This is a genomic window from Blattabacterium cuenoti (assembly GCF_014252335.1).
Lineage (GTDB): Bacteria > Bacteroidota > Bacteroidia > Flavobacteriales > Blattabacteriaceae > Blattabacterium > Blattabacterium cuenoti_AL.
On the sequence record NZ_CP059218.1, the window covers coordinates 517,386 to 529,732 of the forward strand.

The window sequence follows — 12,347 nt, forward strand, 5'->3', positions numbered from 1 at the left end:
TTGTATTAATTATATTATATGGAAATAGGAGGTTTTCTTTTCAAACATCTCAATATTTTCTGTTATAGATCTTAAATATGATAAATTATCATATCCATTAAGAAAACAATTTTTTTGATATGAATTAATTGTAAAATTTTGATATTCACTAGTTTCTAAAATCATTATTTTTTGCTTTATTAAATTAATTAAAATTTTGGTTTTATAATTTTGTTCTACTTGATAAAATAATTTATTCAAAAAGGTATTAGATACTTCTAAAGTTAATAATCCATTATTAAATGCATTTTCTTTAAAAATATCTGCAAAAAAACTTGATATTACTACTTTAAATCCATATTGCATTATAGCCCATACTGCATGTTCACGACTAGATCCACATCCAAAATTTCTTCCAGATAATAAAATTTGGCCTGAAAAATAAGGGTTATTCAAAACAAAATTTGTATTTAAATTATCATTTTTATTATATCTCCAATCTCTAAACAGATGTTGACCAAATATTTTTATCCCAGTTTCTTTTAAAAAACGTGCAGGAATAATTTGATCTGTATCAATATTTTCCCTATTTAATGGAACTACTTGACTAATTAAAATAGAAAATTTCTTCATAATTAAATATTTTGTTTGAGATACTTCATAATATCAACAATTTTTCCTGTAATAGCTATAATAGCAGCTGTTAAAGGACTAACTAATAAAGTTTTAACATTTGTACCTTGTCGACCTTCAAAATTTCTATTAGATGTTGATATACAATATTCTCCTTTTGGAATTTTATCTTCATTCATGCCTAAACATATAGAACATCCTGGTTGACGAAACTCAAATCCTGAATAGTAAAAAATTTTATCTAATCCTTCTTTTTTTGCTTTTTGAATCACTCTTTGTGATCCAGGGACTATCATAGCCTTAACATGAGTCGCAATTTTTTTACCTTGTATTATAGAAGCAACTATTCTAAGATCTTCTATTCTAGAATTTGTACAACTTCCAATAAACACATAATTAATTTTTTTCCCTATTAGTAATTCACCTGGCTTAAATCCCATATATTTTAATGCTCTTTTATGATTTTCATTAGATGAATATGGAATTCTATTAGTAATTTTTATCCCCATTCCAGGTGTTGTACCATATGTTATCATAGGTTCTATATTTTCAACATCTATAATATATTGTTGATCAAAATTATAATTTATATCTGTTTTTAAATTTTTCCAAAAAGATTTTAATTTATTATTTGGATTACCCTTTAATTTATTTTTTAAATAATTAAAAGTAATTTGATCAGGTGCAATTAATCCTCCCTTTGCTCCCATTTCAATACTCATGTTACATATTGTCATTCTTCCTTCCATACTCATATTTTCAATTACTAATCCAGTATATTCTATAAAATACCCTACACCTGCATCAACTCCTAATTTAGATATGAGATATAAAATTATATCCTTTGGAGTTACTCCTATTTTTAATTTTTTACCATTTAATTTAATATTCATTTGTTTAGGTTTTGTCACCAATAAACATTGAGATGCTAATACCATAGCAACTTGACTAGTTCCAATTCCAAAAGCAACACTACCAAACGCACCATGTGTAGAAGTATGACTATCCCCACATACAATTGTCATTCCAGGAAGAGTCATGCCCAATTCTGGACCAATCACGTGTACTATGCCATGATTTTTATCTCCCATGTTATACAAATCAATTCCAAATTTTTTACAATTTTTGGTTAATAAATCAATTTGTTTTTTTGATAGTGTATCTGAAATTGGAAGATGCTGATTTAATGTAGGAACATTATGATCTGCAGTTGCAACAACTTGTTTAGATCTAAAAACAGATAAATTTCTTTTTTCTAATTCAGAAAAAGCTTGAGGGCTTGTAACTTCGTGAATATAATGACGATCTATATATAGTATATTAACGTCTTTTTCTACATTAGTAGTAGTAACTAGATGAGAATTCCATATTTTATCAAATAATGATTGTTGAGTAGGCATATAATAATTTAAGAATGATGTAAAATAGCCAATTGATTATTTTTTAGTTGTGCTTTTTTTAATAAACATTTTAATTCTTGATCTTCTACTTGTTTATTTTTATCTGCATAATCTAAAAACACAGAATAAATAATATCTAATGTATTTTTTGTAAAAGAATATCCTAATTTTTTATAACGATATGCTAAAGCAGATCTTCCACTTCTAGCAGTTAAAATAATTGATGAATCATCTATACCAACATCTTCAGGATTAATGATTTCATATGTTTCTCTTTTTTTAATAATTCCATCTTGATGAATACCAGATGAATGAGAAAAAGCATTTTTTCCAACAATAGCTTTATTTGCTTGTACTTTCATTCCAGTATATTTAGAGACTAAATCACTAGTATAACAAATTAATTTTGTATTAATATTAGTATATACATTCAAATTTTTATATTGTTTAATAATCATTGTTATTTCTTCTAATGAAGTATTTCCAGCTCTTTCTCCAATTCCATTAATTGTACATTCGACTTGTTTTGCACCATTAAGAATACCATATAACGAATTAGCTGTTGCTAATCCTAAATCATTATGACAATGAGTAGATAATGTGACGGTATGAATTTTGTTGACATTTTCTTGTAAAAATTTAATTTTATTTCCATACTCATATGGTAAACAATTTCCTGTTGTATCTGGAATATTAATTACAGTTGCTCCATTTTTTATTACTTCTTCACACACTAAAGCTAAAAATTCATTATTTGTTCTACCAGCATCTTCTGCATAAAATTCTATATCTTCTACAAATTTTTTAGCATATTTAACCGATGAAGCAGCAATTTCTAAAATTTTATCTTTAGTACTATTAAATTTATAACGTATATGACAATCCGATGTTCCTATGCCAGTATGTATTCTAGCTTGTTTTGCAAATTTTAATGAATTGGCAGCAATTTCTATATCTTTTTTGATTGCTCTAGATAATGCACATATAATTGGATTATATACAGATTTACAAATTTCTTGAACAGATTGATAATCACCTGGACTTGACGCAGGAAATCCTGCCTCAATTATATCTACTCCTAACAATTCCAATTGTTTTGCTATTTGTACTTTTTCTACACAATTTAATTTACATCCTGGGACTTGTTCTCCATCACGTAGCGTAGTATCAAAAATTTTAATTTGATTTTTCCCCATAGTATTTATTTTATTTAATTTTTTTCAAAACTATTTTTTATAAAATAAATATTCATATACATAATACAGACATTTACAATGTTTATTTATTTTGGAATAATATACATTATACTTATTATCAATTTTAATAATAAGAAAATATTACGATGTCCATAAAAAATGATAAATTATTTTTATTAATTAAATCATTATCAAAATCAGAAAAAATACATTTTAAATTATATGCAACAAGGATAAAAACAAATAAAAACGCTAAGTTCACTAATTTGTTTGAAAAAATAAATAAAATGAATTTTTATAATGATAAGAAAATATTAAATAATACATCTATATCAAAAAAACAATTATCTAATATAAAAGCTCATTTATTTAAACAAATTTTAATCAGTTTAAAATTACAAAATCTTGAAAAAGATAATGATTTGAAAATATTAAATTATATTTTTTTTGCTAAAATATTATATAATAAAGGATTATATATACAAAGTTTAAAATTTTTAGAAAAATCAAAAATTATTGCTAGAAATGAAGAAATGAATATCATTTTATTGGAAGTAATAGAATTTGAAAAAATGATTGAATCTCAACATATAACTAGGAGTATTCGTACTAAATCTGGAGAATTATCTTTAGAATCAAAAGAATTAATTGAACAATTGAAATGTCAAAATGCGTTTTCTAATTTATCTTTAGAATTATATAGTTTATATCTTAAGGTTGGATATGTTAGAAATAAAAAAGATAAAATATTTATAGAATCTTACTTTAGAACCAATCTTCCAAAATTTAATATCAAACATCTTAATTTTTATGAAAAATTATATTTATATCAAGCAAAAGTCTGGTATCATCATATACAACAAAATTTTATAATGTGTTACCAATTTTCCAAAAAATGGGTAAAATTATTTAAAAATAATAAAAATAAAAAACAAATACTTCCAATTAGTTATTTAAAAGGATATCATCATTTATTAGATACTTTATTTTATTTAAATAATTATTATAAATTCATTCATATTTTAGCAGAATTTGAACAAGAAGTCAAAAATAATAATATGATTTTAAATGTAAATACTAAAGTATTAATTTTTATGTATAAATATTCTAATCGAATTAATAAACACTATATGGAAGGAACTTTTTCAGAAGGAATTAATAATGTAATTCCTTCTTTATTAAAAGAATTCAATAAATTACATAATTTATTAGATATTCATTATATTATGATTATTTATTATAAAATAGCTTGTTTATATTTTGGAAGTGGAGATAATCAAAATACTATTTTATATTTATTAAAAATTATGGAAAATAAACAAATAAATATACACAAAGATTTACAATGTTCTGCAAGACTTTTATATTTAATGGCTTGTTATGAAAGTGGATTAGATGATAATATGGATGGAAAAATACAATCTGCTTATAAATTTTTTGTCAAAATGGATGATTGGTATATTGTACAAAAAAAAATTATCTTTTTTTTTAAAAATATTGGCAATATGTTTCCCAATCAAATTAAAACACAATTTAAAAAATTAAAATATAAATTATTAAAATATTATTTTCATCCTTATGAAAAAAGAACTTTTTTATATTTAGATATTATTTCTTGGTTAACTTCTAAAATCGAAAATAGACCCATAGAACAAATTATTAAAGAAAAATTTATATCACGTTATAATCATATCAGATAATTAATCATTTTTTTTTGTAAAAAATAAAATATCATTAACAAAATTATAATCAAATATGAAAAAAAATAAATTCATAATCATTCTTATTGATTCATATTGATTGATATTTATAATCTCTAATATAGTATTGTTTAATTTTTACTTACTTATCAAAGTATAAAACAAATACTACTCCACATTAAAGAAAAAAATTTTACATTTATTATAAGAAACAAAAATCATAAAAATAATATTACTACATGTAACACAAATAATGCGACAACAATGCTTTTTTATCATTACAATTTTTATAATTATTTTTTTAAATGCAAAATATTCTCGATGAACTCTCTTGGAGAGGATTAATAAAAAATACAGTTTCTGGTATAGAAAAACAATTGCAAAATCCAACTACTATATATATTGGATTTGATCCAACTTCTGATTCATTACATTTAGGAAATTTAATACCAATAGTGTTATTAATTCACTTTCAAAAACTTGGACATAAATCTTTAGCATTAATTGGTGGAGCAACTTCAATGATTGGTGATCCATCTGGTAAAACTAAAAAAAGAATAATGTCTTTTAACAAAAAAATTTTAAATGACAATACAATATCTATTACAAAACAATTACATCAATTATTTACTTTCTATTTAAAAGATAAAAATATAGAAATATTAAATAATTATCATTGGATAAACAAACTAGATATATTATTTTTTTTACGTACAATAGGTAAAGAAATATCCATTAATTATTTACTGGCTAAAGACAGTGTAAAAAAAAGAATTGAAAATAATCAAGATGATGGAATGTCATTTATGGAATTTTCTTATTCTCTTTTGCAAGGATATGATTTTTATTATTTAAATAATAAAAAAAATTGTTTTTTACAAGCTGGTGGATCTGATCAATGGGGAAATATTATTACTGGAATAGATATTATAAGAAAAATTACTAAAAAAAAAGTATATGGATTAACTTTTCCATTAATTACAAATTCTTATGGAACAAAATTTGGAAAAAGTGAAGAAGGAGAAAATATATGGTTAGATCATAAACGAACTACTCCTTATAAATTTTATCAATTTTTTATAAATTTATCAGATACTGAAATTGAAAAATTTGTAAAATGGTATACATTTTTTTCTAAAGAAAAAATTAATCAATTAATTATACAGCATAGAAAATATCCTGAAAATAGAAAATTGCAAAAAATAGTTGCTTTTACAGTAACTCAATGGGTTCATGGAAAGAAAATTTCTGAAGAAGTAAGTAATATTTCAAAAATATTATTTGAAAATAATAATCTAAATTATTTAAATGATAAAATATTATTTTCTATTTTCCAACATATTCCAAATTTCATTATTTCTTATGAAATATTTCAACAAGGTATATTTTTAATAGATTTATTAAAACATTTTTTTACATCTAAAAAAAATATTTTACATGCTATCAAACATAATTCTATTTCAATTAATAAAAAAATTATTAAAGAAAATATTGTCATTCAACCAAAACATATCATAGGATTAAAATATATTTTATTAAAATTTGGAAAAAAACATTTTTTTATTATTAAAATTGTATGATATTAGTTCCTATACAATTAGTATCCAAAATATTTTAATTTATAATAATCAGATCTCCAATTTTTTAAAACTAAAATTTTTATTGAAATATTAATTTGTTTGTTAAAAAAATTTTTTATACTTTTTTTGGATTCTCGTTGTAATCTATTAAGAGATAATCCATGATGACCATTTAAAATAATTTTTTGAGAATGTTTTTCTACATATATTATAGACGATATATCAATATTATCATTTTTTTCTTTAAACATATTAGTCATTACCTCAGAAGAATATGGAATTTCTTGATTATATAAATAATAAATTTGTTCTCTAATTATCTCGTTTACAAAAAATCGTTGAGATCTATCACTAATCCATTCTTTTGGATAAAATGGAGGATGTTCTGATAATAAATTAACAATTTTTTGAATTAAAAATTCTTTATTAATATTTTTTAATGCAGATATTGGTAATATATCAGAACAAGGAAATAATTTATTCCAAAAATTAATAGTTTTATGAATAATATTGTTATCATAACAATATAATCCTATTTTATCTATTTTATTAATCAAAATAATAATAGGAATATCTTGTTGTTTAAGATAAGTAAACATATTCATATATTCGTCGTGTAAAATCATATATTTTCCTATCTCGGTAATAAATAAAATAATATCAGCATCTTCTATAGATTTTTTAACATATTTCATCATCATTTTTTGTATTAAGATATTTTGTTGTTTCATGATACCTGGTGTATCAGAAAATACAATTTGATAATTTGCTTCTTCCAAAAGACCTATAATTCTATGACGAGTAGTTTGCGCTTTTTTAGTTACTATAGAAATGTTTTTTTTAACTAAAGAATTTATTAATGTAGATTTTCCTACATTTGGAAATCCAATAATATTTACAAATCCAGATTTATATATCATGATATCTATTTTTTTTGATAAAAATTATTTTTTGTTGATTAACACAATCTATCAAGATTATAGAATGTTCATCAAGATTACCTTTAATAAGTTCTTTAGATAATTTATTCATTATATCATATTGAATAACTCTTTTTAATGGTCTTGCTCCAAAAATAGGATCATATCCTTTTTTTGATAAATATAAAATAGCTTGTTCAGTAATTTTTATATGTATATTTTTTGTTAATAGAAATATTTTGAATTTTTTAATTTGTAATTTAACAATATTTGTAATTTCTTCTCGCGAAAGAGGTTTAAAAAAAATAATTTCATCTATTCGATTAATAAATTCTATTTTTACTACATTTTTTAATAACTGTATTAAAGTAGTTTTTATATTTTTTATGTCTCTATTATCATTCAAAAAATTTTCATTATTAATGATTTCTGACCCTATATTAGATGTCATGATAATAATAGTATTTGTAAAATTTACTGTATTTCCTTTATTATCAGTTAATCTACCATCATCTAACACTTGTAAAAGAATATTAAAAACATCACGATGAGCTTTTTCAATCTCATCTAATAAAATTAGACTATATGGCCTACGACGTATTGTTTCTGTCAATTGACCACTTTCTTCATAACCAATATATCCTGGAGGAGCTCCAATCAATCTACTTATAGAATGACGTTCTTGATATTCACTCATATCTATTCTAACTATATTGTTTTCATCATCAAATAAATATTCAGCTAATGCCTTAGCTAGTTCTGTTTTACCAACTCCAGTAGATCCCATAAATAAAAAAGAACCTATAGGTTTTGTTTCATACTGTAGTCCAGCTCTAGAACGTCTTATCGCATTTGAAACTGATTGAATAGCTTCATTTTGACCTATAACTCTTTCATGCAATTGTTTTTCTAAAAAAATTAATTTTTCTTTTTCACTGGTTAACATTGTTGTTACTGGAATACCAGTCCATTTGGAAACTACTTGAGCAATATTTTCTTTAGACACTTCTTCTTGAATCATTTTTTCCCCTTTTTTTTCTTTCTTTTTTAATTCTATTTCAAACTGTTGAATTTTTTTTTCTTCTTCTTTAATTTTTCCATATCTTAATTCAGCTACTTTTCCATAATCTCCTAATCTTTCTGCCTGTTCAGATTCAAATTTAAAATGCTCTATTTTATCTTTTGCCTTTTGTAATCCTTCTACTAAATTTTTTTCATTTTCCCATTGAATTTGCAATTGCATTTGTTCTTGATTTAATTTGAATAATTCATTTTTCAAAGCATCTAATTTTTTTTGTTGATTTTTTTCTCTTTTAATAGCTTCTATTTGTATTTCTATTTTCATAATATTTCTATGCAAAATATCTAATCGTTCTGGTTTAGAATTTATTTCCATTCTTAATTTAGCTGCTGCTTCATCAATCAAATCAATAGCTTTATCTGGCAAAAATCGTTCATTAATATAACGTTTAGATAACTTTACAGCGGCAATAATTGATTCATCTTTAATCCTGACTTTATGATGACTCTCATATTTATCTTTAATTCCGCGTAATATAGAAATAGAATCTGAAATAGATGGTTCATGAACATATATCGGCTGAAATCTTCTTTCTAATGCTTTATCTGTAATAAAATATTTTTGATATTCATTTAACGTTGTTGCTCCAATAGCACGAAGTTCTCCTCTTGCTAATGCTGGTTTGAAAATATTTGCTGCATCTATAGTTCCTTCTCCACTTCCAAGACCTGTACTAACTAAAGTATGTATTTCATCAATAAACAAAATAATTTCTCCATTAGACAATGTAACTTCTTTAATAACCAATTTTAATCGTTCTTCAAATTCTCCTTTATATTTTGCTCCAGCTATTAAAGAAGCCATATCTAAAGAAAATACTTGTTGTTTTTTTAAATTATCTGGAATATCACCATTAATTATTCTATGTGCTAATCCTTCAGCTATTGCTGTTTTTCCAACACCTGGTTCACCTATTAGTAATGGATTATTTTTTTTTCTTCTAGATAATATTTGCAATACTCGTCTTATTTCTTCATCACGTCCAATCACAGGATCTAATTTTCCTTTATTTGCCCATTCATTTAAATTTTTAGCATATTTTTCTAATGTTTTATAATTATTTAAAGATTCCATATATCATATTATGTTTTATGCAGTGATCAGTGATGCATAATAATACATATTATGCAAATAAATTTATTATATTAAATATTTTCAATAAAATTGTATTTTGATTTCAATATATATGTATTTTCACTTTTATTTTTTCAACAAAATTTAGTGATTACTAAGTAAATTTATTGTAAAGAGATACATATTATAATTATGTTTCATGCCTAATGCCAATATTATATATGTATCAATATAAAATTGATCATTTTTGATCAAAAATTCTCATATATTATGATAATACAAGATGAAATATCATCAATTTCGCAAAAAATCAATAAACTAGAACAATTATTAGATATTAAAAATATCAAAAAATCATTAGAACATGATCAAGATAAAATGTTAACTCCTAATTTTTGGAAAGACAAAATAAAATATAAAAAATTTGTAAAAAATTTTCAAACTTTAAAAATCAAAATAAAAGATTTTACGCAACTGAAAAATGCAATGGAAGAACTTGAATGTATGTATTATATTTATAAAGAAGAACATATAGACACCAATATAAAAGTTCAATTAAATAAAACTAAAAAATTAGTAGATGATATAGAAATTAAAACATTGTTTAAGAAAGAAGATACTTATAATGCAATACTACAAATATCTTCTGGAGCAGGTGGTACTGAAAGCTGTGATTGGACGGCAATGTTAATGAGAATGTATATATTATGGGGTGAACATAATCAATTTATTGTGAATAAAATTCATCATACTCCAGGTGATATAATTGGTACAAAAACCGTTACTTTAGAAATTAATGGAATTTATGCTTTTGGATATTTAAAAGGAGAAAATGGAGTACATAGATTAATTAGAATATCTCCATTTAATAATAATTCAAAACGTCATACTACTTTTTCTTCAGTATTTGTTTATCCGTTTATAGAAAAAAAGATAGATATTAATATTAATGTATCAGATATTCATTGGGATACTTTTCGTTCTCGTGGATCAGGAGGTCAAAATGTAAATAAAGTAGAAACTGGAGTAAGATTAAAACATGTGCCAACAGGTATTATTATTGAAAATACTGAATCTAGATCACAAATTCAAAATCGACAAACAGCATTACAAATTCTAAAATCTAGATTATTTGAAATAGAAATTAAAAAAAATCTAGATAAAAAAAATAAAATAGAATCTAAAAAAAAAAAAATTGAATGGGGATCTCAAATAAGAAATTATATTATGCATCCTTATCAATTAGTAAAGGATTTAAGAACAGGATATGAAACTCATAAAGTACAATCTGTAATGAATGGAGAAATTAATACTTTTTTAAAAAAATTTTTAATACAAAACAACAAAAACATATTTTAATTAATGTTTTTTATAATTTTATGAAAATTCGATATATAGATTTTATAGATCAAACTTTTAATTTTCCATCTGAGGAATTTTCTATTAAAAATAATTTTTTAGAATTTCATGGTATACCATTGATCAATCTTATAAATAAATATGGTACCCCATTAAAATTTACTTTTCTTCCAAAAATTTCTAAAAATATACAACAAGCAAAAAAATGGTTCAAAAAAGCTATTCAATATAATAATTATAAAAAAAAATATACTTATTGTTATTGTACAAAAAGTTCTCATTTTGCCTTTATTTTAGAAGAAGCATTAAAAAATAATGTAAGTATTGAAACTTCTTATGCATATGATATAGACATAGTAAAAAATCTATATAAAAAAGGAAAAACAAAAAAAAATATTGAAGTTATTTGTAATGGATTTAAAACTAAAAATTATATAGAAAATATATCTGAATTAATTAATAATGGATTTTATAATACCATTCCTATATTAGATAATGTTGACGAATTAGAACAACTAAATTTAGTTATAAACTATCCATTTAAATTAGGAATACGAATAGCTTCTGAAGAAGAGCCAAAATTTGAATTTTATACATCTCGTTTAGGAATAGGATATAAAGATATTATTGTTTTTTATTTAAATAAAATCAAAAATAATCCAAAAGTAGAATTAAAAATGTTACATTTTTTTATTAATACTGGGATAAAAGATACAGCTTATTATTGGAATGAACTATTTAAATGTTTACAAATATATGCTCAATTAAAAAAAATTTCTCCAGAATTAGATATTCTTAATATCGGTGGTGGATTTCCAATTAAAACGTCTATGTCTTTTAAATATAATTATGAATATATGACTAACGAAATTGTATATCAAATTCATAAATTTTGTAAAGAAGAAAATATTGAAGAGCCCAATATATACACAGAATTTGGTACTTATACTGTAGGCGAAAGTGGTGGTATAATATATCAAATACTTGATCAAAAAAAACAAAATGATAGAGAAAAATGGAATATAATTGATAGTTCATTTATGACAACATTACCAGATACTTGGGCAATTAGTCAAAGATTTATTATGATGGCTATTAATAGATGGAATGATTCTTACGAGAGAGTATTTTTAGGTGGATTAACATGTGACAGTGAAGATTATTATAATTCTGAACAACATATCAACGCTATATATCTTCCATGTTTTAGAACCACAACCCCACTGTATATTGGTTTTTTTAATACGGGTGCATATCAAGATACTATTAGTGGATATGGAGGCGTTCACCATTGTTTAATTCCACAACCTATACATATACTGATTAATTATGATGAACAACAGAGATTTGTATATAAACTTTTTAGACGTTCACAAGAAGCTAATGAAATATTAAAAATATTAGGATATTAAATTGATTTTTCTA

Annotated in this window: 9 protein-coding genes; 4 read left to right on the forward strand and 5 right to left on the reverse strand. The window is 22.9% G+C overall.

All coding sequences use genetic code 11. From position 1 onward, the window contains the following. Positions 1–9: 9 nt before the first annotated feature. Genes leuD through H0H37_RS02520 form a run of 3 tightly spaced genes read right to left on the reverse strand, consistent with a single transcriptional unit; the run spans position 10 to position 3,208 of the window. The gene (gene leuD / locus H0H37_RS02510; protein WP_185882382.1) at positions 10–612 is read right to left on the reverse strand and encodes a 3-isopropylmalate dehydratase small subunit; all 603 of its coding nucleotides are present in this window, start codon (positions 610–612) and stop codon (positions 10–12) included. Positions 613–614: 2 nt separating this feature from the next. Continuing rightward, positions 615–2,012 carry a 3-isopropylmalate dehydratase large subunit gene (gene leuC / locus H0H37_RS02515; protein ID WP_185882383.1) on the reverse strand — a complete coding sequence of 466 codons (1,398 nt, stop codon included), beginning with the start codon at positions 2,010–2,012 and terminating at the stop codon, positions 615–617. Between the two features lie 8 nt (positions 2,013–2,020). Next, positions 2,021–3,208, reverse strand: a complete 1,188-nt coding sequence (locus H0H37_RS02520; RefSeq protein ID WP_185882384.1) for a 2-isopropylmalate synthase — start codon at positions 3,206–3,208, stop codon at positions 2,021–2,023. A gap of 146 nt (positions 3,209–3,354) precedes the next feature. Between H0H37_RS02520 and H0H37_RS02525 the strand changes: the two genes are divergently transcribed. Next, entirely contained in the window at positions 3,355–4,908 is a 1,554-nt protein-coding gene (locus H0H37_RS02525; protein ID WP_185882385.1) for a hypothetical protein, read from the forward strand. 305 nt (positions 4,909–5,213) lie between these two features. Further along, positions 5,214–6,488 carry a tyrosine--tRNA ligase gene (gene tyrS, locus H0H37_RS02530; RefSeq protein WP_185882386.1) on the forward strand — a complete coding sequence of 425 codons (1,275 nt, stop codon included), beginning with the start codon at positions 5,214–5,216 and terminating at the stop codon, positions 6,486–6,488. A 17-nt stretch (positions 6,489–6,505) separates the two neighbouring features. On the opposite strand, the gene era is transcribed toward tyrS, so the two are convergent. Both era and H0H37_RS02540 read right to left on the reverse strand, forming a co-directional pair. After that, positions 6,506–7,408, reverse strand: coding sequence for a GTPase Era (gene era / locus H0H37_RS02535; RefSeq protein ID WP_185882387.1), 903 nt, complete (start codon positions 7,406–7,408; stop codon positions 6,506–6,508). Then, entirely contained in the window at positions 7,398–9,563 is a 2,166-nt protein-coding gene (locus H0H37_RS02540; protein ID WP_185882388.1) for an ATP-dependent Clp protease ATP-binding subunit, read from the reverse strand. The genes era and H0H37_RS02540 overlap by 11 nt, the downstream gene beginning before the upstream one ends. Positions 9,564–9,833: 270 nt before the next feature. Here H0H37_RS02540 and prfB point away from each other — a divergent pair, with 270 nt between their 5' ends. Together prfB and H0H37_RS02550 are read left to right on the forward strand one after the other, a co-directional pair. Then, the gene (gene prfB, locus H0H37_RS02545; protein ID WP_185882389.1) at positions 9,834–10,922 is read left to right on the forward strand and encodes a peptide chain release factor 2; all 1,089 of its coding nucleotides are present in this window, start codon (positions 9,834–9,836) and stop codon (positions 10,920–10,922) included. A gap of 20 nt (positions 10,923–10,942) precedes the next feature. Continuing rightward, a complete protein-coding gene (locus tag H0H37_RS02550) occupies positions 10,943–12,334 on the forward strand; it encodes a type III PLP-dependent enzyme domain-containing protein (protein WP_185882390.1) in 1,392 nt (463 codons plus the stop codon). The last annotated feature ends 13 nt before the right edge of the window (positions 12,335–12,347 follow it).

Excerpts from the sequence above, each read along its gene's own strand:
- prfB (WP_185882389.1), top strand. The coding sequence starts at position 9,834 with ATGATAATACAAGATGAAATATCATCAATTTCGCAAAAAATCAATAAA.
- era (WP_185882387.1), bottom strand. The coding sequence starts at position 7,408 with ATGATATATAAATCTGGATTTGTAAATATTATTGGATTTCCAAATGTA.
- H0H37_RS02520 (WP_185882384.1), bottom strand. The coding sequence starts at position 3,208 with ATGGGGAAAAATCAAATTAAAATTTTTGATACTACGCTACGTGATGGA.
- leuD (WP_185882382.1), bottom strand. The coding sequence starts at position 612 with ATGAAGAAATTTTCTATTTTAATTAGTCAAGTAGTTCCATTAAATAGG.
- H0H37_RS02550 (WP_185882390.1), top strand. The coding sequence starts at position 10,943 with ATGAAAATTCGATATATAGATTTTATAGATCAAACTTTTAATTTTCCA.
- tyrS (WP_185882386.1), top strand. The coding sequence starts at position 5,214 with ATGCAAAATATTCTCGATGAACTCTCTTGGAGAGGATTAATAAAAAAT.
- H0H37_RS02540 (WP_185882388.1), bottom strand. The coding sequence starts at position 9,563 with ATGGAATCTTTAAATAATTATAAAACATTAGAAAAATATGCTAAAAAT.
- H0H37_RS02525 (WP_185882385.1), top strand. The coding sequence starts at position 3,355 with ATGTCCATAAAAAATGATAAATTATTTTTATTAATTAAATCATTATCA.
- leuC (WP_185882383.1), bottom strand. The coding sequence starts at position 2,012 with ATGCCTACTCAACAATCATTATTTGATAAAATATGGAATTCTCATCTA.